We start from the raw sequence: 20,087 nt of genomic DNA, 5'->3' as shown, positions 1-20,087 counted from the left end.
GTCACACCCCCCTCTGCGAAGCCGGCGTGACACGCGCCAGCACCAGGTTGACGACGAGGTTGAAGGCGACGACCAGCGCGATCGACACCACCAGGACCCCCTGCACGGCCGGTACGTCACCGGCCTGGGCGGAGTCGTTGGCGAAACGCCCGAAGCCCTGAAGACCGAAGATCCACTCGGTCACCACGGAGGCGCCGACGAGCGCCGGGAACTTCAGGCCGAGGGTGGCGAGCGCCGGTCCCAGCCCGTTGCGCAGCACGTGCACGAAGAAGATGCGCCGCGGGCCGAGCCCCCGTACGACCGCGCCCGTCACGTAGTTCTCCCGGTAGGCGGCGACGAGACCGGAGCGGAGCTGGCGCGCGACGTCGGCGACGACGTCGAGGCTCAGTGCCAGCGCCGGCAGCGTGATGTGCGCGAGCCACGGCCCGAGACCCTGCCCCGCCGGGACGTATCCGGCGGAGGGGAAGAGGCGGAACTGGACGGCGAGCACCGCGACCAGCACGATGCCGACCACGAACGCGGGCATCACCGAGATCACCGTGACGAACCCGGTGACCGCCCGGTCCACCCATGTGGTGCGGCGCAGCGCCGCGAGCGTGCCGAGCGCGAAGCCCACCACCACACCGATCACCAGCGCGAACGTCGCGACGGAGAGACTGACGCCCAGACCGAGACCGATGAGTGCGGAGATGTCGGCGCCGTTGGTCCAGCTCGAGCCGAGCTGCCCGTGCAGGACGCCGCCGATCCAGTCGCCGTACTGGACCAGGAACGGGCGGTCCAGGCCCCATTGGGCCTCGACCCGGGCGATCGCCTCGGGCGTGGCCTCCTCGCCGAGCTGGATCCGGGCGGGGCTGAGGCCGCTCATCGAGCGCAGCGCGAAGGTCACGAAGGTCGCCACCAGGAACACCGGTACGAAGATCGCGACCGACCGGGCGAGGGTCACCAGGACCCGGCCCAGCGTCCGGCCGGCCCTCACGGGGTCGCCCCCTTGCCGCCGATGGTCACGCCGGTCCAGTCGATGTGGGCGGGGTTCTTCGGCAGGTCGGAGACCGACTTGCTCTTGGCGAGGAGGTTGGGCGAGGAGTACGTGAAGACCAGGGCCTTGCTGCCCAGGCCCGCCCGCGTCGCGGCTCGCAGCACCTCGGGGTACTCGGGTGCGTCGAGCGGGGTCCGCCGCACCTTGGCGACCGCCGCCTCGAAGCCCTCCGGCTGGTAGGGGGAGCTGAGGTTGAGCGGTCCGTCGGGTCCGAAGTGCGCGGTGAGCGTCTGGGCGGCGGAGTCCCGGCCGGTGGTGCCGTAGAGCGAGAACGTGAGGTCCTTGGCGAAGAAGGGTGTGGCCCAGTTCTTGTCGATCCTGATGTCGACGGTGATGCCCACCTTCCCGAGCTGCGACTGCACGATCTCGGCCTGCGGGTCCTCCGCCGGGATCACCAGGTCGAGCTTGATGTCACCGGCCCGGTAGCCGGCCTCGGCGAGCAGCTTCTTCGACTGGGCGGGGTCGTAGGGGTAGGCGTCCTCGGACTCGGGGTCGTAGGCCACATACCCCTGGGGGAAGGGCTGGTTGGTCACCTCGCCGTAGCCGAAGGTCAGTTTGTCGACGAACTCCTGGCGGTTGACGGCGTGGCGCACGGCGTCGACGACCTTGTCGTCGTCGAACGGCGCCTTGTTGATGTTGAGGCTGATGTTGGAGGCGTTGAACCCGGGCTGGACGAAGACGTCGAGGCCTGCCTTCTTCGCGGCGTCCGCCTGGCTGGGGTCGATGTCCGCGAAGTTGTACACGCCGGTCTGCAAACCGGAGACGACCGTGGAGGCGTCGGGCGCGGAGGTGAGTTCGACCTGGTCGATGTGGATGTTCTCCGCGTCCCAGTAGTCCGGGTTCTTCTTGAGCACCGCCTTGGTGCCGGGCACGATCCGGGTGACGGTGAACGGACCGGCGCCGACCGGGTTCTGGTCCAGCTTCTCCGGTGCTGCGGCGGCCTTGGGGCTCGCGATCTGGAGGACGCGCTGGCCGAGCAACTGGGGTATCTGGTAGTCGACCTGGTTGAGGTGAAGGGTGGCGTCCAGTCCCTGGGCGTCCACCGACGCGATCGAGGTGAGATCGCCGAAGAGCGCCGAGTTCTTCTGCTTCTGCGCCCGTTCCACGGCCGCCTTGACGGCGGCGCCGTCGACCGGCTCGCCGTCGCTGAACTTCAGCCCGGGGCGCAGGTGGAAGGTGATCCGGTCGCCCCTGTCGTTGTACTCCCAGCTCTCCGCGAGGTCGGGGACGGCCTTGCCCTCGGCGTCGGTGCGGGTCAACGAGGCGTACACCAGGGAGAGTTCGCGGAACTGGGCACCGCTTCCCCCGACCACGGGGTCCCAGTGGGCGGGGAAGTAGGTGGAGGTCCACTTGAGGGTGGCGTCGCCGCTCGCGGAGGCCGCGTCACCGCCGCACGCGCTGAGGGCGGGGACGCACACGGTGGCGAGGGCGGCGCCGAGCGCGGTGGCACGCAGTCGGCGGGAGCGGCGCCGCGGTCCGGGGCGGCGGGGCGTGAGTCGTCCGGGCATCTCGTACTTTCTGTGACGGTCCGCGGCCGCGTCCGGGCAGGCCGGGGCGCGGCTACGGGGCAACGGGCGGTCGCACGGGCGGACCTGACGTCGGCGCGGACATGCGGGAGCGACGGTCAGGGCAGTGCGGGTCAGGGCAGGTCAGGCGCACGGCGGGACGCGTGACGGGCGTCGTCCCGGGCGGGGGAGAAGAGGGAGGGGGAGGGGACGGCGAAGCGCCGGGAGGCGGGGGCGGCGGGCCGGGCCCGTGCGGAGGGCCGGGCGCCGCCGGGCCGATCGCGGCGGTCGGTCAGCGACAGAGAGCGCTGCAGGTGCGCCGCAGGTCCACGTAGCGGCACACCACGGCGGGGTGCGTCGTGAGCATGGTGCACATCCTGGGGGCAGTCCTGAGCGCCTGTCAATGGACACCAATTGGTGTCTCATTGGGCGGGACGGGCTCCCTCGCAGATCAGAGCGTTGTCACCGTCCGGCGGTGGAGCCGGACCGGGTCGCGGGGTGGGTCGCCGCCTCCTCGGGGTGCAGCCACAGCGGCCCGTTGCCCGTCTCGACGCGGACCGCCCACGACGGGGGCTCCCCGCCGTCCGTCAACAACTCCCACTCGGGCCCGGTCAGGGACCGGTGGCGCAGCAGGGCTTCGTCCGGCGACAGCCGCACGGCCACGAGCGGCACCCCCGCGCACATCTCGCCGACGGCGGCCGCGTACGCCTCCCGGGGACGCAGTCCGGGGACCAGCCGGTGGCCGCCCGGTGCCCGGACCAGCACCGTGGGCAGCGCGTACCGGTAGCCGCCGTCCCCGGTCTCCTTGGCGGCACCGGGGTGCGGCGAACCGCCCGGCACCGACCTCGCCCCGGGCACCGGCCGCCGCGCCTCGCTCCGGTCGGCCCGCACCCGCTCCCGTACGGCGTCGGACAGCGCGTCGGCGGCCAGCCGGGCCGGGTCCAGGCCCGGCACGCCCCGTACCGCGGCGAGCGCCAGTTCATGGGTGTCGGCCGGCACGCCGAGGACGAAGACCGTCTCCCGCAGCCGCCGCAGCACCCGCTCGGCGACGTCCGCCCCCTGGGTCTCGGCGGCCTTGGCGACCAGCGAGGCCGGCCACGAACTCGCCGCCACCCGGTGCAGCCGGGGAGCCCGGGGAGCGCCGGTGTGCCGGGCGACGTCCTCGACGTACCGCGCGTACCAGGCCGTCTCGGCCGCGGGGTCGGGTGCGGGGTCGTCGTCCTCGTCGAAGAGGACGCAGAACACGCGGCGCCGGCGGACCCCGGCGGGCAGGGCGGCGCGCAGCCACCGGAAGACGGGTTCGGAGCCCCACGCCCACGGGCACAGCGGATCGGTGTACTCGACCACCTCCGTCGTCCCCGGCGTCCCGGCGAGCGGTCCGTCGGGCACCGCCGTCACGCGGCACCCTTCGCGGCCGGCGCCCCGCCCGCCCCGGCCAGGACGTCACCGGCCGGCAGCAGGGAGGCCACCGTCACGCCGCCGAGGACGGCCGCCGCGTCCGCCTCGATGCGGCGCCACACGTCGGGCAGCCCGGAGGCGGCCCCGGGATAGTCCAGCGCCGCCACGGCCTCGCCCCGAAGGGTGAGCAACTCGCCGTCCACGACACGGGAGACGTCCAGCAGCGTGATCTCGTCGGCGGGCCGGCCGAGCCAGTAGCCGCCCTCGCAGCCGCGCTGGCTGCGGACCAGGCCGGCCCGGCGCAGCTCGCCCACGACGGACTTCAGGAAACGGAACGGGATCCGCTGCGAGGAGGCGATGGCCTCACAGGTCAACGGGCGGGCGGGTTCACGGGCGAGCTCCAGAAGGGCCCGCGTGGCGTAGTCCGCCTTCGCGGAGATATGCATGCGCCCATGATGCCCGACACCGCCGCCGTGCCCAGGGCCTTCACCGCCTGCGTACCTTCATTGCGGCAACATTGCCGCAGGTGAAACGCAATGGACACCTCTTGACATCCTTTTCGGCACCCTTCTAGCGTCCCCGCCATGAGCGAGCCGTTGACAGCCCCCGGCGAGGGCTTCCACCCCCACCTGCACGACGCCCCCGCACCCGAGGTCACCCCGTTGCGCAGCCGCCTGCACCACATCCGCGCCGACGCGTTGGACGGCGGCACGGCGCAGACCGGCGGCATGCGCAGGTTCGCGGCGGTCAGCGGGCGTGCGGTGGGCTCCGAGAAGCTGTGGATGGGCCAGACCCACGTCGCCCCGTCGACCTCCTCCTCCGACCACCACCACGGAGCGTCGGAGACCGCCATCTACGTGGTCAGCGGTCATCCCGAATTCGTGTTCCTGGACGACTCGCAGGACCGCCCGCAGGAGGTGCGGCTGCGCACCTCCCCCGGCGACTACGTCTTCGTCCCCCCGTTCGTCCCGCACCGGGAGGAGAATCCCGACCCGGCCGACGAGGCGGTGGTCGTCATCGCCCGCAGTACGCAGGAGGCGATCGTGGTCAACCTGCCGGGCCTGTACGCGCTTCCGGTGCGCGAGGACTGACCGGCCGGGAGGGCGGGTGCCCCGTGGCCGGCGTCCGGCGGAGGGTCAGGCCTTGTCCTGCATGGACTGCCGGGCCGGGTTGCGCTGCTCGGCGGCCTTGAAGTCCTTCTCGCCCGCCTTGGCCCGGACGCCCTTGGCGATGCGGTCGCCGATGGTCTTGTCGATGTTCGACCAGTACGCGAAGGCCCGCTGGAGCACGGGTTCGGTCACCTCGTTGAGGAGGTGGTCCACCACGTTGTCGACCAGCCGGTCCCGGGCCGCGTCGTCCATCACCTCGCGCACCAGGGTGCCCGGCTGCCCCCAGTCGTCGTCCTCGGCGTGGCTGACGTAGGCCGTCCGGGTGATGGCTCCGTCCGTCTCCCAACTGGGCGGCGTGCCGAAGCGCTCCGTGTCGGCGGCCGGACCTCCCTTGGAGTTCGGCGCGTAGACCGGGTCGGTCGTCTTCCGGTAGGCCATCGCACCGTCCTTGGAGTAGGTGCGGACGTCGACCACCGGAGCGTTCACGGGAAGCTGCTGGTAGTTCGCGCCGATCCGGTGGCGGTGGGCGTCGGCGTACGAGAAGAGCCGGGCCAGCAGCATGCGGTCCGGGCTCGGGCCGATGCCGGGGACCAGGTTGTTGGGCTGGAAGGCCGCCTGCTCGATCTCGGCGTGGTTGTCCGTCGGGTTCCGGTCCAGCGTCATGCGGCCGACCGGGATCAGCGGGTAGTCGCCGTGCGGCCACACCTTCGTCAGGTCGAAGGGGTTGAACCGGTAGCCGGCGGCTTCCGCGTACGGCATGACCTGTACGTGCAGTGTCCAGCTCGGGAAGTCGCCGTCGCGGATGTGCTCGAAGAGGTCCCGCATGTGGTAGTCGGTGTCGGCCGCCGCCATCTGGTCGGCCTCGTCCTGGGTGAAGAACTCGATGCCCTGGTCCGTCTTGAAGTGGTACTTCACCCAGAAGCGCTCGCCCGAGGCGTTGATCCACATGTAGGTGTGGGAGGTGTAGCCGTTCATGTGGCGCCAGGTGCGCGGGATGCCGCGGTCACCCATGAGCCAGGTGACCTGGTGCGCGGATTCCGGCGAGAGGGTCCAGAAGTCCCACTGCATGTCGTGGTCGCGCAGGTTGCTGTCCGCCCGGCGCTTCTGCGACCGGATGAAGTGCTGGAACTTCATCGGGTCCTTGACGAAGAACACCGGCGTGTTGTTGCCGACCATGTCGTAGTTGCCCTGGCTGGTGTAGAACTTCACCGCGAAGCCGCGGGGGTCGCGCCAGGTGTCCGGGCTGCCGCGTTCGCCCGCGACGGTCGAGAACCGGGCGACCAGGTCGGTGCGCGTGCCCGGCTGGAAGACGGCCGCCTTGGTGTAGGCGCTCACGTCGTGCGTCACTTCGAAGTGGCCGAAGGCGCCGCTGCCCTTCGCGTGCGGCTGGCGCTCGGGGATGCGCTCCCGGTTGAACTGCGCCATCTGCTCGATGAGGTAGGCGTCCTGGAGGAGGACCGGACCCGCCGGTCCCGCGGTGAGCGAGTGTTCGTCGCTCTCCGCGGGCGCGCCGGAGTCCGTGGTGGTGGCGGGCGGGGTGTCCGTCATGGAACTGCCTTTCGTCGGGGAGTGGCTGACGCCCGGGGACCGCGCGGCACGATCACGGCGCACGGGGTCCGCTCCGGCCCGCCCGGCAGGGCGTTCCCGCCGACGCTGGGGCCGGGCCCGGGGCGGACGGCCCCGGGGCGACGACCGTCGGCCCGCCGGCCGTGCCGCGTCCCGGCGCCGGGACGCACCGCGTGCTCGCCCATCCGTCCAGGACCTCCAAAGTGCCGTCGTCCGTATCAGTCTCCGCCGCCGCACGGCCCTCGCAAGCGGAGACGGCGGCAGTGGTGACGCGGACCTGCGCCCCCGGGACCGGCTCCGTGCGGCCCCCTCCCGCGCACACGCGGCGCGCCCGTCCCCCTCGTCGCCGTACCGCCGGCCGTGCGGTCCCGCCCGGCAGGGGCGAGAGGCGCACCGGCACCATGACCGGCATGACAACTCTGCACACGAACCCGCTCTTCGCACGGCTCGCTGGCGGGACTGGGGACCCCGGAGGAGGGCCTCACCGGCGTGGCGGCGCCGGCCCCGCTGGACGGCCTCCCCGCCTCGTCGTCTCGCCCGGTTTCGGCCTCGACGCGTACCACGGCGTCAACCACGTGCAGGTCCTGGAGAACATCGCCGTCCTGGAGCGCGCGGGGGCCTACCTGGGCGCGTTCTCCGTTCACGCACCACCCGTGAGGGCGCGCTCCGCCTCGACGCGCCGGCCCACGCCCAGGAGCACACGCCGGAGCGTCCCAGCATCGTCAACGGCTCCGTCGCGGCGGCCGTCCGGGGCGAGTTCGGCGACGTCCGGTTCACCGGACGCACCCGAGGCAGCGAGCTGTTCGTCAACTCGCTGCTGTCCCTGTACTTCGCCTTCGACCTGCCGGGCCTCGCCGCCCGCTGTCGGTACCTGGACCGGATCGAGGACACCCGTCTGATGCGCCAAGTGCACTCCCGCATCGGCGAGTTCGGGGAGTCCGTCGTGACCCGCCCGCCCCCCGCCTTCCCCCACTGGGCTCAGTGCGCCGGCTCCCAGTAGGTGCCGTACTTCGTGGCCAGCGCGGTCGCCTCGGCCGCGGTGAGGTGGCGTACCGGCCGGTCCCCCAGGAGGAGGTGGAGCGCGGAGGCCTCCTCCACCTCCACGGCGGCCTCCGTCGCCGCGCGCAGCGACGTGCCCGCCACGACCGGGCCGTGGTTCTGCAGCAGCGCGGCGCGGCAGGGGAAGCCGAGCCGCTCCAGCTCGGCGGCCTGCGCGGGGTCGCCGGGCGGGGCGTAGGGGAGCAGCGGTATCTGCCCGACCCGCATGACGAAGTACGGCGTCAGCGGCGGCAGCGCGCTGCGCTCGGACCAGGGCGCGTGGCAGGAGGCCGCGGCGGCGTGCCGGGAGTGCAGGTGGACGACGGCCCGGGTGGCCCGCTCGCGCCGGTAGAAGGCCAGGTGGAGCGGGTACTCCTTGGACGGCGCCGGTCCGTCGAGGTGGGTGCCGTCGAGGCCGAGCACCGACAGGTTCCGGGGATCGAGCGCGGCGAGGTCGGTGCCGGTCGGTGTGATCAGGACGCGGTCGCCCTCCCTGGCGCTGACGTTGCCCGAGGAACCGGGGCTCAGTCCCAGCGCGGCCAAGTGGGCTGCCGCCCCGACGAGTTCGTGTGCGAGGGCGGTCATACCAGCTGCTCCCATGCCTGCGTGAAGATGTCGGTGCCGCCGAAGTTCCCCGATTTCAGGGCGAGATCGACGGTGTGGGCGGCACCGGAGGGGCGCACCTCGGTGCGGGCCCAGGCGACCCCCGGGGCGATGGGTGCCCCGACGGCGAGCGTGCGGGCGCGCAACGCCGTGACGACGGCCCCCGACGTCTCGCCGCCCGCCACCAGCAGCCGTCGGGCCCCGGCGTCCACCAGTTCCCGGGCGCAGGCCGCGAGCGCCCTCTCCACCAGGACCGACGGCGGTTCCGCCCCCGCCGGGGTGTCCGTCTCGACGTCCTCGGGCGTCGCGACGGCGTAGATCAGGGGCGGCCGGGCGGGGTCGTGGGCCCACTGGTCGCGCACGAAGGCGGTGAGGCCGGCCACGGCGGCGCCGAAGTCGCCGCGGAGCAGGGTCAGGTCGAGCCGCCGGTGCGGCAGCCGTACGAGGGCGTGGGCGACCTGGGCCCGGGTCGCCGCGGAGGCGCTGCCCGCGAGGACGACCCCGGGGTCCCCCGGACGCGAGGCGGCACGTGCGCGCGCCTGGTCCGGATGCGGGCCGGTCAGTCCCGCGGCGAGTCCGGCGGCGCCGGTCACCAGGCCGAAGTCCTCGGTGGCGGCGGCGACGGTGCGCAGGTCCTCGTCGTCGACGGCGTCCACGACGACCAGGGCGTCGGCGTGCGCCTCGTCGTCCAGCTCGGCGCGGAGACGGTCGGCACCGGCCCGGACGGTGTCCAGGCCGACACGGGTGACCGGGTGGTCCGTCTGCGGCCGCAGCAGCCGGTCGACGCGGGAGTCCAGCATCGGAGTGAGGGGGTGGTGGCGCATGGGGCTCTCGTCGAGCAGGTCGTCGTGGACGAAGAGCCGCCCCCGGTACACGGTCCGCCCGGTCGCCGGGAAGGAGGGGACCACCACCGTGCGCCGCTCGCCGGTCTCCGCGAGCAGTGCGTCGGTCACGGGACCGATGTTGCCGCGGGGCGTGGAGTCGAACGTCGAGCAGTACTTGAAGTAGAAGCGCCGGCAGCCGATGGCCCGCAGCGCACGCAGTGCCCGGCGCGACTCCTGCACCGCCTGCGCGACGGGAGCCGTTCTGGACTTCAGCGCCACCACGACGGCGTCCGCGTCGGCCCACCGGTCCGGCGCGTCCGGCTCCGCGGGGGAGGCGACGGCGTCGGCGCCGACGGCGACCACGGTCCGGAAGCCGCGGGCGACCAGCATCGTCGCAAGGTCGGTCGCGCCGGTGAAATCGTCTGCGATGGCCCCGAGGGTCGGCATCACGTGCTCCTGCTCTGCTGTCCGGGTTCCTGGTGCGGCCGACGGCCACCCGTGATGATCTGTGAAATTATGTTAACAGACTTTACGCAAGTGGGATCTGGTGATACACAATGTTCATCCGCTGCTTCTGGAACGCGCGTCCCACGGCACACCGTCGCCCCGTCGACCGCGCGAGAAGCCCCTGCCACCACCTAGCCCCTGCCACCACCTTGCGCGCTCATTCAGGAGGGCCTCATGAACCTGCACCACTTGTTCGCCGACAGCGGCGGCCGGACGGTGCGCTACGCACTGACCGGGGCCGGCGGCGGATTCGCGCGCACCCTCCTGGCCCAGAGCCGCCGCCTGCCCGGCCTCGTCCCGGCCGTCCTGTGCGACCGCGACCTGTCCAGGCTGCGCGCCATGCTGGACGACCTGGGACACGACGCCGCACAGCCGGCCGAGTGCCACGACGCGGCGGCCGTGGCGGACACGGTCGCCCGCGGCGGCATCGCCCTCGTCGCCGACGCCGCGCTCCTGACCGCGGCCCCCTGGGACATCCTCGTGGAGGCCACCGGCAGCCCCGCGGACGGCCTCGCCATGGCCGAGGCGGCCCTCGCCGCCGACCGCCACGTCGCGATGGTCAGCAAGGAGGTCGACTCCGTCGCCGGGCTCCACCTCGCCGACCTCGCCGCCGCCCGGGGCCTCGTCTACACCACCGCCGACGGCGACCAGCCCGCCAACCTCATCGGCCTGGTGACCTGGGCCGAACTGCTCGGCCTCGACATCGTGGCCATCGGCAAGTCCACCGAGTACGACCTCGTGCTCGACCCCGAGGCCGGCACCGTCACCCAGCTCGACACCACGGTGCCCGCACCGGCGCTCGCCGGGCTCCTCGAACTCGGCGACGACGTGCGGGCCACCCTCGACGCCCGCGCCGCGGCCGTGGCCGGCCTGCCCACCGGCGCCACGGCGGACTACTGCGAGATGGCCGTCGTCGCCAACAACACGGGCTTTCGCCCGGACACGGAACGCCTGCACTACCCCGTCGCCCGCATCGCCGAACTCGCCGACGTCTACCGCCCCCGCGAGGAAGGCGGCGTCCTGGCCCGCGACGGAGCCGTGGACGTCTTCAGCGCGCTGCGCCTGCCCGGCGAGGCGTCCTTCGCGGGCGGCGTCTTCGTCGTCGTCCGCACCGACGACCCGGTGACCTGGGAGACGCTGCGCCAGAAGGGCCACGTCCTCAGCAAGGACGGCCGGTACGCCGCGATCTACCTGCCGTACCACCTCATGGGCGTCGAGACGCCGGTCAGCCTGCTCTCGGCGGTGCTCCACCACCGCCCCTCCGGCGGCACCGACCCCCGCTCGTACGCCGTGCTCGCCGGCCGCGTCCGTACCGGCCTGCCCGCCGGGAGCGTGCTCGCGATGGGCGGCCACCACCACGACGTCACCGGCGTACGGGCCGTCCTGCTGCGCGGAGAGGACGCGCCCGACGACGTCGCGCCCCTCTACCTCGCCGCCCACGCCACCCTCGCCCGGCCGGTCGCCGCGGGTGAGCTGTTGCGCGTGGCCGACCTGGCCGACCCGGACCCGGGCCTGCTGAGTGCCTGGCGGGCCGGCCGCGCCTCGCGCGGCTGCCCCCGGGGCACGGAAGGAGAGCCCACCGTATGAGCACCGACCTCCAGCACCTCCTCCTCGGTGCCGCCGCCGTCGTCGTCCTGGTCCTGCTGATCACCAAGACCAAGCTGCACCCGTTCCTGGCGCTCGCCCTGTCCGCCCTCGGGCTCGGCATCGCCTCCGGCATCGCCCCGGTGCGTGCCGTCGAGGCCTTCCAGGACGGGTTCGGGGACACCCTGGGCGGCAGCGGTCCCACCATCGGCCTCGGCACCCTGCTGGGCGGCATCCTGCTCGGCTCCGGCGGCGCCGACCGCATCGCCACCGTCTTCATCGGTTCCCGGCCCGTGAAGTGGATCCCGGCGGCCATCACCGCCGCGGCACTGCTGATCGGCATGCCGCACCTGTTCGACGTCAGCTTCGTCATGCTGGTGCCGCTGGTGTACACCGTCGCCAAGCGCAGCAACACCCACCTGCTGTGGGTGGGCCTGCCGATGGCCGCCGGCCTCTACGTGTCGCACGGCCTGCTGCCGCCGCACCCCTCGCCGACCCTCGCCGTCTCCGCGTACGGCGCGAACACCGGCCTCACCATCCTGTGGGGCCTGGTCATCGGCATCCCGATGGCCGTGCTCACCGGCCCCCTGCTGACCCGGGTCGTCAGCCGCTGGTTCGGCCCCGCCCCCGACCTCGACCGCGGCCCGGTCCAGTCGGTCAGCACCGAGCCCGAGCACCCGCGCAAGCCGGCCTCCTTCACCCTCGCGCTCATCACCGTGCTGCTCCCGCCGGGCCTCATGCTCATCGGCACCCTGGGCACGGCCAACACGGCCGAGGGCACCCTGCCGTACCAGTTCTTCGACGCCTGCAACTCCTCGGTGCTGTCCCTGCTGGCGGCCGTGGTCTTCGCCTTCTTCGCCCTCGGCGTACGGTCCGGCTTCGGCCTCGGCCAGCTGCAGAAGATGGCCTCCAAGGGGCTCGCCCCGGTCGGCGCGATCATCCTGATCCTGGGCGCGGGCGGCGGCTTCAAGGCGATGCTCACCGAGACCGGGATCGACCAGCTCATCTCCGACTACGCCGTGGACTGGGCGATACCCCCGCTGCTGCTGGGCTGGCTGGTCGCCGCCCTGCTGCGGATCTGCCTCGGCTCGGCGACCGTCGCCACCGCCGCGGCCACCGCCATCGTCGCGCCGCTGCTCAGTGCCTCGCCCGGCACCTCGCCGGAACTGATGGTGCTGGCCACGGCCTCGGGAGCGGTGATGCTCTCCCACGTCAACGACTCCGGGTTCTGGCTGTTCAAGGAGTACTTCCAGCTGTCGGTGGCGCAGACCTTCCGGACCTGGACCCTCATGCTGTCCGTCCAGTCGCTGCTCAGCCTCGCCGGCGTCATGCTGCTCAGCACCGTCGTGCACGGCTGAGCGCGCGCCCGCCGGTGACGGTCCCGGCCGTCACCGGCATGATCATCCGCTAACGTCAGCACGGTCGAAGGGAGACCAGACCATGACCTCGGACGGCGAGCAGCCTCCGCTCATCCCCGACCAGCGCCGCGAGCAACTGCTGAAGCACCTCAGGCGCGACGGGGTGCTCAGCGTGCAGCAGATCACCCGGCTGCTCGGCGTCTCCCACATGACCGTGCGGCGCGACATCGCCGAACTCGAACGCGGCGGCCTGGTCTTCTCCGTCCCCGGCGGAGTGCGCATCGCCAGCACCATCAGCACCGAACCCGGCTTCCTCGACAAGTCCGAGGTCGAGCAGCCGCAGAAACGGGCGATGGCCGCCGAGGCCGCCCGCCTGGTCCAGGACGGCATGACCGTCTACCTCGACGCGGGCACCACCCTGCTCGCCATGGCTCCCGCCCTCGCCCGGCTGCCGCACCTCACCGTGGTGACCAACGACTTCACCACCATCGGCCGGCTGATGGACGCCGAGAACCTGGAACTGGTGCACGTCGGCGGCCGCGTCGACGTCTCCAACCGCTCCAGCGTGGGCCGCCTCGCCGCCGACACCCTGCGGCAACTCGCCCTGGACATCGCCTTCATCAGCACCAGCTCCTGGGACCTGCTCCGCGGCACCACCACCCCGTCGGAACCCAAGGTGGACGTCAAACAGGCGGCCATGGCCTCGGCCGCGCACTCCGTCCTGGTGGCCGGCTCGTCCAAGTACGGCACCTTCGGCCGCTACCGCGTGGCACCGCTGACGGCCTTCGACACCATCGTCACGGACACCGACCTGACCGACGCCGCGGCCGAGGGCATCCGGGCCGGCGGCTCGTCCCTCGTCCTGGCCCGGCCCTGACCCGGGCGCCGCTCAGGACGAGGGCCCGCCGGTGACGCGGAGCAGCCGGGGCGGCCGGCCGGCCGGTTCGGGCAGGCGCAACGGCTCCCGTCCCGGCGTGACGGTGCCGAGCAGAGCCGCCCGGCGCGCCCCCGGACCCGAAGGGAGCGCGCCGGGCAGGCCGATGACGGTCAGGAACCCCAGCAGGGCGAAGGCCAGCGCCTCCTTGGCGTCCGACGGCAGCCCGAGCGCGTCGCTGGGGCCGAGGGACACCCCGGGCAGCTCTTCGGCGAGCATGCCGGTCAGCACGAGGTTGTGCGCGCCGCCGCCCGACACGACGAGCCGCGTGACGCCGTGCGCACGGCAGGCGTCGGCCACCGTGACGGCGGTGAGCCGGGCCGGCGTCGCCAGGACGTCCTCGGGCCGCGCCACGGGTGCCGCCGCGAGCGCCCGCAGCAGGTACGGCAGGTGGAAGTGCTCCTTGCCGGTGCTCTTCGGCGCAGGCCGGCCGTAGTAGGGGTCGTCCAGCAGCACGCGCAGCAGCGCCGGATCGACCCGGCCCGCACCGGCCCCGCGCCCGTCCTCGTCGTACGGGGCGGCGCCGTCGGTGAAGTGCCGTACGGCGGCGTCCATCAGGGCGTTCGCGGGCCCGGTGTCGAAGGCCAGCGGCGGGGCGCCGGGGGCGACGACGGTGACGTTGGCGATCCCGCCGAGGTTCAGGGCCGCCGGCACGCCGGGCAGCGCCGCCAGGGCGAGGGCGTCGGTGCCACCGGCGGCGACGTCCCTGCTGCGCAGGTCGGAGACGACGGGCAGTCCCGTCGCCTCGGTGATCCAGGCGGGCTGGCCGAGCTGGAGGGTGCCGCGCACGGTGCCGTCCTCGACCCAGTGGTACAGGGTCTGCCCGTGCGAGACCACCAGGTCGGCGCCGCCCCCGCACAGCTCGCGCACGGCCCGCACGGCCACGTCGGCGAACGCCTGCCCGATGCCGGTGTCCAGCTCGGCGACGGTGCGGGCCGTCACCGCCGACGGCGGCAGGCTGCCGGCGATCAGGTCGCGCAGCCGGTCGGGGCAGGGGGAGGAAAGATGGCCGAGCGGACGCATCTCCAGGGCCTCGCCCCTCAGTTCGAGATCCGCGGCGGCCGCCTCGACGGCGTCGTAGGACGTGCCTGACATTAGGCCGATCACACGCACGACGTACTCCTGCGAAGGGTTGGTCGGACCGGGTACTCCCGCGAAGGGTGGGTCGGGCCGGCCGGGATCAGGCGCGGTCGGCCGTCGTGGCCGCCCGGTCGGGTCCCGCCCCCGGCCCCTCGCCGGCCGACGCGCTCCGCCCCGGCTCCGGCGCCCGGTGGAACAGGCTCAGCGCACCGCCGACGACGAGGGTGACCACCACGCCGACGGGCACCAGCCACTGGGCCGCGATCGCCTGGGACACCGTGGTGCCGCCCGTGGTGACGTCGATCTTCACCCCGCGCACGATGTACGTCATCACGCCGACGGTGACCAGGAAGGCCACGACGGAGTCGGCCTCGTTGGCCCGTGCGACGAGCCGTCCCAGCAGGAAGGCGCCGAGCAGCGCGCCGTAGGTGTAGCCCGCGATGGTCAGGCCGGTCAGGTACACGTTGCCCGTGCTCGCGCTGAACGCGCAGGCGAAGACGGCCATGAGCGTCGCCCACACCAGCGTCGTCCAGCGGGCGAGCCGGAGCAGTGCCTCCTCGGACGGTGTACTGCGGAAGAAACTGTGGATGATGTCGGCGACCGTCGAGTTCGACATGGAGTTCAGCGCCGAGGACAGCGAGCCCATCGCGGCGCCCAGGATGCCGGCCACGAGCAGACCCGAGACCACCACGGGCAGCCCGTGCAGGATGAACTCCGGATAGAGGTTGTCGGAGCTGGACAGCCCCAGCTCCGAGAAGGACCGGCCCTGGTTGTACGACCACAGCAGCGCGCCGACCAGCGAGAAGGCGGCGAACTGGACGGTGACGAAGACACCCGAGGCGATCATGGCCTTCTGCCCCTCGCGCAGCGTCCGGGTCGCCAGCACCCGCTGGACGATGAGCTGGTCGGAGCCGTGCGAGGCCATGGCGAAGATGGCGCCGCCGACGAGGGCCGTGGGCAGGGCGAACGGGCTGGTGAGGATGTGGGCGAGGCCGAAGTCGGTGTCGAAGAGCGTGAACCTTCCGGCGTCCAGGGCACGTGCGTAGCCGTCGCCGCCGACGTGCGCGGACAGCACCGCGACGGCGAGGACCGCGCCGCCGAGGTAGAGGATCATCTGGATGGCGTCGGTCCAGATGACCGCCTTGATCCCGCCCAGGTAGGTGTAGACGACGGTGATCAGCGTGATCACGACGATGATGACGCGGTAGCTCGCGTGCACGCCGAACTCGTCGAGCAGCAGCTTGATCGGGATGGCGGAGGCGAACAGCCGCACCCCCTCGGCCAGGAGCCGGGTGAACACGAAGGTCACCGACGCGAGGCCCTGCAGCTTCGGGCCGAACCGGTCGCCCAGGTACTGGTAGGCGCTGACGAAGCCGCCGCGCTTGTAGAGGGGGATCAGCACGGTGGCCACGACGACGCGTCCGAGGACGTAGCCCAGGGCGAGTTCGACGTTGCCGAAGGCCTGGCCGCTGTAGGCGCCGCCGGGGACGCTGATCACCGTCAGCACACTGGTCTCGGTGGCCACGACGGAGAAGGAGACCGCCCACCACGGCATGTGGCCTTCACCGACGAAGTAGTCCTTCGAGGACTTCTGGCGGCCGGCCTTCCGCAGGCCGATCCAGGCGATCCCGATCAGATAGACCACGATCACCACGAGGTCGAGCTGGCGCACGCTTGCTCCTAGGCACGGGCCGGTGGGGTAGCCGGCGTGGGGAGAGGGCCGGTCGGCCGTCCGGGACGGGGAATGCCGCCCTCCGGATGTTAATGAGGACTGCCCCGCGCGCCGGTGTCCTCACGCGCGTCCGCGCCGCTCGCCCTCCCCGGCCACCGCCCGCGGCGAGACCTGCGGTGCCGTCCGCTGCGGGCGTGGGGAGTGCCCGCGCAGAGGCCGACGGGGCGTCACGGCCGTACGGACTCCACGCCGTCCCCCCGCGGGTCCTCGTCCCCGCGCAGGCTTGTCACCAGCTCGCGCGGCAGACCGTGGGTGTCGTGGAGGTAGCGGAAGTCCTCCTCCCCCAGCGGCCCCCGGAAGCGGGGCCGGGAGAGCACGTGGCGGCCGCGTTCGAGCAGCCGCCGGAACCGGCGCTCCTCCTCCACCAGCAGCCGCCGTACGAGGCCGGGGTCCACGGCCTGCCGGAAGTGGTGCGAGGTGTGGGTGATCAGCTCCTCGGGCAGGTCGCCGAGCCCGCGCGAGGGATCGTCCCGCCACAGCACGGTGAGCAGCCGTCGCACCAGGCGGCGCAGCACGTAGCCCTGGCCGGTGTTGGCCGGACGCACCCCGTCGCCGACGACCACCACGGCGGACCGCAGGTGGTCGCAGACCACCCGGAACGACGGCTCGTCCAGCGGCCACAGGGAGGGCAGCACCCGCCGCCACGGCTCGAAGACGTCGCAGTCGAACACCGACGGCCTGCCCTGCAGCAGCGAGACCAGCCGTTCCAGACCCATGCCCGTGTCGACGTTGCGCTGCGGAAGCGGCACGAGACGGCCGTCCTCCAGCCGGCGGTGGCGCATCATCACGTGGTTCCACACCTCCACCCAGCGGTCGTCCCCGGTGGGCGTGGAGCGGGGCGGGGTGTCGCCGCTCCACAGGAAGATCTCCGAGTCGGGACCGCACGGGCCCACCGGCCCGTTGGACCACCAGTTGTCGTCCTCGGTCGGTTCCACGGGAACACCGAGCTCCTGCCACAGCCGCAGGGACTCGGTGTCCGGCCCGGCCTGCTCGCCGCCCCCGTACACGGTGGCGTGCAGCAGGCCCGGGTCGACGCCCAGCCCTTCGGTGAGCAGGCGGTGGGCCCACTCCAGACTCGTCGGGCCCTCGTAGTCGCCCAGCGACCAGGTGCCGAGCATCTGGAACACGGTCAGATGGGTGCGGTCTCCGACCTCGTCCAGGTCAGTGGTGCGCAGACAGCGCTGCACGTTGACCAGCCGCCGGCCCAGCGGATGGGGGCGGCCCTCCAGGTACGGGGTGAGCGGGTGCATGCCGGCGCTGGTGAACAGCACGGGGTCGCCCGGCTCGGGCAGCAGCGTCGAGCCGGTGATCCGGCGGTGGCCGTGGTCCTCGTAGTACTCGACGAACGTGCGGACGACGTGCTCGGTGTCCATGGGGTGACTCCTTCGCTTCGGGGCGGGAGGGGCACCGGAGAACGGAACCGTGCGGTCCTCGCACCGAGGTGAAGGTGGCGGGGCGCCACGTGGACCACCGACGAACCGTTTCCGGTCGCCGGTGGAAGAGGGGGAAGGTCAGACGGCGGCAACCGGCGAGCTGGTCGCTCGCGCGGTCGCGAAGGTGCTTCGGCCGATGACGTTCATGCCCCGAAGACAACCCCACCGGCGTCCGGAGGGCAACCGGATTTTCCACGCACCGGCCGTCAGCGGGCACCCGCCCACACGTCCGGGGTCCGGCCCGCCCACGGCTGGGCCCTCTCGAGCTGTCCGGCGAGACGGAAGAGGAGGTCCTCGCGCCCGTAGCCGGCGGCGAACTGCATCCCGATCGGCAGGCCCGTCCCGGCGTCCGCCGCCAGGGGCACCGACATGGCGGGCGTGCCCGCCACGTTGAACGCCATCGTGAACGGCGAGCGGTCGTTGAGCCGCTCGATCCAGCCGAGGCCGTCGAGCGCCTCCGCGCCCTCGCCGTAGGCGCCCAGCAGTGGGGGGAGTTCCGGCAGGGTCGGGGTGAGCAGCAGGTCGTGGGTGCCGAAGACGCGGGCCAGGGTGCGGGCGACCCGGTTGCGGACGGCGAGGGCGGCGACGAACTGGGGGCCGCTGACCTCCTGCCCGTACCGGTGGGCGGCCAGCGTCGACGGTTCGAGGGTCGAGGAGTCGACGGGCCGGCCGAGGGAGGCGGCCAGGTCGTCGACCGAGGCCGCGAGATTCGCCGTCGACAGGCGGGCGTTGGCCAGTACGAACTCCTCCCAGCCGACGCCCAGGCCGACCGTGACCTCCTCCGTGCGGTGCCCGAGGGATTCGAGCAGTCGCACCGTACGGTCCAGCGCGTCGGTCACCGGGGCGGCCGTCCGGCGTCCGCCCCATGCCTGGGGCAGGACCCCGATCCGCAACGAGCCCGGAGGGCGGGTGACCTCCTGGGCGTAGGGGAGGGACGGCTGCTCGGCGAAGTAGGGGTCGCCCGGTTCCGGACCGCGCACCAGGTCGAGCAGGGCCGCGCTGTCCCGCACGGTCCGGCTGACGCCGCCCTGGACGGCCAGCCCGTTGAACCCCTCGTCGAGGGCGGGACCGAGGGAGACGCGGCCACGGGTGGGCTTCAGCCCGAAGAGGCCGTTGTGAGCGGCGGGGATCCGCAACGAGCCCGCCGCGTCGGTGGCGTGGGCGAGCGGGACCGCGCCGGAGGCGACGGCCGCTCCCGCGCCGCCGCTGGAGCCACCGGCGCCGCGGCCGGGGTCCCACGGGTTGCGGACCGGGCCGTACAGCGCCGGTTCCGTGGTGATGCTGTAGGCCAGCTCCGGTGACGCGGTGCGCCCGAGGGTCACCAGGCCGGCGCGGCGCAGGCGCCGCATCAGGAACGAGTCGGAGCGGGCGACGTGCCCGGCCGCGAGCCGGCTGCCCATCTCCATGCGCCGGCCCGCCATGGAGATGCCGAAGTCCTTGATCAGGAACGGCACTCCGGCCAGCGGCGTGCTGCCGGGCTCGGGCCGGTCGTCGGCCGGCCAGGTCTCCACGACGGCGCCGGTCGCCGGGGCGACCCTCCGTATCGCCTCGCGTGCGGCCCTCTCCACCTCGGCGGGCGAGACCTCGCCCGCCGCCATCAGCTCCGCGAGCCCCACCGCGTCGTGGCACACGTACTCGGACACCCTCACTGTCACTCCTCGGATCGAAGAACGGTACTCATGAGTCCCGTGCGATACCGAGCGGTATCGCACGGGACGGGCTGGTACCGTAGCAGGCGGTGCAGGACCCCATCGACCGCACGTCACGGAGCAGGGATGACATCGACCGCCGCAAGGCCGGGCAGGGTGGCGAAGCTGCCGCCTCGGGAGCGCATCCTCGACGCGGCCGAGGAGCTCTTCCAGCGCGAGGGCATCCAGCGGGTGGGCGTCCAGGCCATCGCCGAGCGGGCCGAGACCACGAAGATGGCGATCTACCGGCACTTCGAGACCAAGGACGCGCTGGTCGCCGAGTGGCTGCGGATCCTGGCCGCCGAGTACCAGGCGGCCTTCGACCGGGTCGAGGCCGAACACCCCGGCCGGCCCCGGGAGCAGATCCTGGGCCTGGCCCGCTTCATCGCCGACGGCCTGCCCTCGCTGTCGTACCGGGGCTGCCCCTTCATCAACTCGCTCGCCGAACTGCCCGACCGCTCACACCCGGCGCGGCAGGTGATCGAGGAGCACAAGAGCCGGCAGACCCGCAGGCTGGTCGGCATGTGCACCGAGGCCGGGCTGCCCGACCCCGAGCAGGTCGCGGCCCAGATCACCTTCGTGCTCGAAGGGGCCCAGGTGAGCACGCAGAACGGAAGCGTCGACCGGGCGGGGGAGCGGCTGATGCGCATCGTCGAGGCGCTCGTCGGCCCGTAGCGTCACACGCCGGGCCG

General features: G+C 73.0%; 16 protein-coding genes and 1 pseudogene. 6 read left to right on the top strand and 11 right to left on the bottom strand.

Annotated elements, in window-relative coordinates:
- Window position 1: 1 nt before the first annotated feature.
- The 4 genes from Sdi02f_RS16355 to Sdi02f_RS16335 all read right to left on the bottom strand — a co-directional run bounded on the left by Sdi02f_RS16355 (window position 2) and on the right by Sdi02f_RS16335 (window position 4,385).
- Entirely contained in the window at window positions 2-976 is a 975-nt protein-coding gene (locus Sdi02f_RS16355) for an ABC transporter permease (protein WP_108933547.1), read from the bottom strand.
- Window positions 973-2,544 (bottom strand): ABC transporter substrate-binding protein, encoded by a 1,572-nt coding sequence (locus Sdi02f_RS16350; RefSeq protein WP_031184822.1) that lies wholly within the window; start codon window positions 2,542-2,544, stop codon window positions 973-975. Before Sdi02f_RS16350 ends, Sdi02f_RS16355 begins: the two co-directional genes overlap by 4 nt.
- 459 nt (window positions 2,545-3,003) lie before the next feature.
- Window positions 3,004-3,939 (bottom strand): DsbA family oxidoreductase, encoded by a 936-nt coding sequence (locus Sdi02f_RS16340; protein ID WP_245962202.1) that lies wholly within the window; start codon window positions 3,937-3,939, stop codon window positions 3,004-3,006.
- On the bottom strand, window positions 3,936-4,385 hold the full coding sequence (locus tag Sdi02f_RS16335; RefSeq protein ID WP_030400423.1) for an RrF2 family transcriptional regulator: 450 nt from the start codon (window positions 4,383-4,385) through the stop codon (window positions 3,936-3,938). Before Sdi02f_RS16335 ends, Sdi02f_RS16340 begins: the two co-directional genes overlap by 4 nt.
- A gap of 138 nt (window positions 4,386-4,523) precedes the next feature.
- On the opposite strand from Sdi02f_RS16335, the gene Sdi02f_RS16330 reads away from it, so the two are divergent.
- Window positions 4,524-5,030, top strand: a complete 507-nt coding sequence (locus Sdi02f_RS16330; RefSeq protein ID WP_031082255.1) for a cupin domain-containing protein — start codon at window positions 4,524-4,526, stop codon at window positions 5,028-5,030.
- 45 nt (window positions 5,031-5,075) lie between these two features.
- Here Sdi02f_RS16330 and Sdi02f_RS16325 read toward each other — a convergent pair whose 3' ends face one another.
- A complete protein-coding gene (locus Sdi02f_RS16325) occupies window positions 5,076-6,596 on the bottom strand; it encodes a catalase (RefSeq protein ID WP_030400425.1) in 1,521 nt (506 codons plus the stop codon).
- Between the two features lie 462 nt (window positions 6,597-7,058).
- Between Sdi02f_RS16325 and Sdi02f_RS36440 the strand changes: the two are divergent.
- A pseudogene (locus tag Sdi02f_RS36440) lies at window positions 7,059-7,614 on the top strand (DUF1152 domain-containing protein); the annotation flags it as partial.
- Here the strand turns inward: Sdi02f_RS36440 and Sdi02f_RS16315 are convergent.
- Together Sdi02f_RS16315 and otnK are read right to left on the bottom strand one after the other, a co-directional pair.
- Window positions 7,593-8,237: a class II aldolase/adducin family protein gene (locus Sdi02f_RS16315; RefSeq protein ID WP_030400427.1), complete on the bottom strand. Its 645-nt coding sequence runs from the start codon at window positions 8,235-8,237 to the stop codon at window positions 7,593-7,595. The pseudogene Sdi02f_RS36440 and the gene Sdi02f_RS16315 sit on opposite strands and share 22 nt — an antisense overlap.
- Window positions 8,234-9,526, bottom strand: coding sequence for a 3-oxo-tetronate kinase (gene otnK, locus Sdi02f_RS16310; RefSeq protein ID WP_108933546.1), 1,293 nt, complete (start codon window positions 9,524-9,526; stop codon window positions 8,234-8,236). The genes Sdi02f_RS16315 and otnK overlap by 4 nt, the downstream gene beginning before the upstream one ends.
- Before the next feature lie 234 nt (window positions 9,527-9,760).
- On the opposite strand from otnK, the gene Sdi02f_RS16305 reads away from it, so the two are divergent.
- The 3 genes from Sdi02f_RS16305 to Sdi02f_RS16295 all read left to right on the top strand — a co-directional run bounded on the left by Sdi02f_RS16305 (window position 9,761) and on the right by Sdi02f_RS16295 (window position 13,405).
- A complete protein-coding gene (locus Sdi02f_RS16305; RefSeq protein ID WP_108933545.1) occupies window positions 9,761-11,173 on the top strand; it encodes a homoserine dehydrogenase in 1,413 nt (470 codons plus the stop codon).
- A complete protein-coding gene (locus tag Sdi02f_RS16300; RefSeq protein WP_030400430.1) occupies window positions 11,170-12,528 on the top strand; it encodes a GntT/GntP/DsdX family permease in 1,359 nt (452 codons plus the stop codon). The genes Sdi02f_RS16305 and Sdi02f_RS16300 overlap by 4 nt, the downstream gene beginning before the upstream one ends.
- Window positions 12,529-12,610: 82 nt before the next feature.
- Entirely contained in the window at window positions 12,611-13,405 is a 795-nt protein-coding gene (locus Sdi02f_RS16295) for a DeoR/GlpR family DNA-binding transcription regulator (protein WP_030400431.1), read from the top strand.
- A 12-nt stretch (window positions 13,406-13,417) separates the two neighbouring features.
- On the opposite strand, the gene Sdi02f_RS16290 is transcribed toward Sdi02f_RS16295, so the two are convergent.
- The 4 genes from Sdi02f_RS16290 to Sdi02f_RS16275 all read right to left on the bottom strand — a co-directional run bounded on the left by Sdi02f_RS16290 (window position 13,418) and on the right by Sdi02f_RS16275 (window position 19,356).
- The gene (locus tag Sdi02f_RS16290) at window positions 13,418-14,575 is read right to left on the bottom strand and encodes an anhydro-N-acetylmuramic acid kinase (protein ID WP_108933544.1); all 1,158 of its coding nucleotides are present in this window, start codon (window positions 14,573-14,575) and stop codon (window positions 13,418-13,420) included.
- 67 nt (window positions 14,576-14,642) lie between these two features.
- A complete protein-coding gene (locus Sdi02f_RS16285) occupies window positions 14,643-16,214 on the bottom strand; it encodes a sodium:solute symporter (protein WP_030400432.1) in 1,572 nt (523 codons plus the stop codon).
- Window positions 16,215-16,441: 227 nt separating this feature from the next.
- Window positions 16,442-17,647, bottom strand: a complete 1,206-nt coding sequence (locus tag Sdi02f_RS16280; protein ID WP_053664682.1) for an alanine--tRNA ligase-related protein — start codon at window positions 17,645-17,647, stop codon at window positions 16,442-16,444.
- A 266-nt stretch (window positions 17,648-17,913) separates the two neighbouring features.
- Entirely contained in the window at window positions 17,914-19,356 is a 1,443-nt protein-coding gene (locus Sdi02f_RS16275) for an amidase (RefSeq protein ID WP_108933543.1), read from the bottom strand.
- A 126-nt stretch (window positions 19,357-19,482) separates the two neighbouring features.
- Between Sdi02f_RS16275 and Sdi02f_RS16270 the strand changes: the two genes are divergently transcribed.
- A complete protein-coding gene (locus tag Sdi02f_RS16270) occupies window positions 19,483-20,070 on the top strand; it encodes a TetR/AcrR family transcriptional regulator (protein WP_030400435.1) in 588 nt (195 codons plus the stop codon).
- Window positions 20,071-20,087 lie beyond the last annotated feature (17 nt).

Origin of the sequence: Streptomyces ardesiacus (assembly GCF_003112575.1) — a bacterium.
Lineage (GTDB): Bacteria > Actinomycetota > Actinomycetes > Streptomycetales > Streptomycetaceae > Streptomyces > Streptomyces ardesiacus.
The sequence above is the reverse complement of the archived record's forward strand: the minus strand, read 5'-3'. Positions and strand labels throughout refer to the sequence as shown.

What these genes read in the sequence shown, in the direction of transcription:
- Sdi02f_RS16350 (WP_031184822.1), bottom strand. Translation starts at nt 2,544, where the DNA reads ATGCCCGGACGACTCACGCCCCGCCGCCCCGGACCGCGGCGCCGCTCC.
- Sdi02f_RS16295 (WP_030400431.1), top strand. Translation starts at nt 12,611, where the DNA reads ATGACCTCGGACGGCGAGCAGCCTCCGCTCATCCCCGACCAGCGCCGC.
- Sdi02f_RS16270 (WP_030400435.1), top strand. Translation starts at nt 19,483, where the DNA reads ATGACATCGACCGCCGCAAGGCCGGGCAGGGTGGCGAAGCTGCCGCCT.
- Sdi02f_RS16305 (WP_108933545.1), top strand. Translation starts at nt 9,761, where the DNA reads ATGAACCTGCACCACTTGTTCGCCGACAGCGGCGGCCGGACGGTGCGC.
- otnK (WP_108933546.1), bottom strand. Translation starts at nt 9,526, where the DNA reads ATGCCGACCCTCGGGGCCATCGCAGACGATTTCACCGGCGCGACCGAC.
- Sdi02f_RS16300 (WP_030400430.1), top strand. Translation starts at nt 11,170, where the DNA reads ATGAGCACCGACCTCCAGCACCTCCTCCTCGGTGCCGCCGCCGTCGTC.
- Sdi02f_RS16325 (WP_030400425.1), bottom strand. Translation starts at nt 6,596, where the DNA reads ATGACGGACACCCCGCCCGCCACCACCACGGACTCCGGCGCGCCCGCG.
- Sdi02f_RS16335 (WP_030400423.1), bottom strand. Translation starts at nt 4,385, where the DNA reads ATGCATATCTCCGCGAAGGCGGACTACGCCACGCGGGCCCTTCTGGAG.
- Sdi02f_RS16330 (WP_031082255.1), top strand. Translation starts at nt 4,524, where the DNA reads ATGAGCGAGCCGTTGACAGCCCCCGGCGAGGGCTTCCACCCCCACCTG.
- Sdi02f_RS16315 (WP_030400427.1), bottom strand. Translation starts at nt 8,237, where the DNA reads ATGACCGCCCTCGCACACGAACTCGTCGGGGCGGCAGCCCACTTGGCC.
- Sdi02f_RS16280 (WP_053664682.1), bottom strand. Translation starts at nt 17,647, where the DNA reads ATGGACACCGAGCACGTCGTCCGCACGTTCGTCGAGTACTACGAGGAC.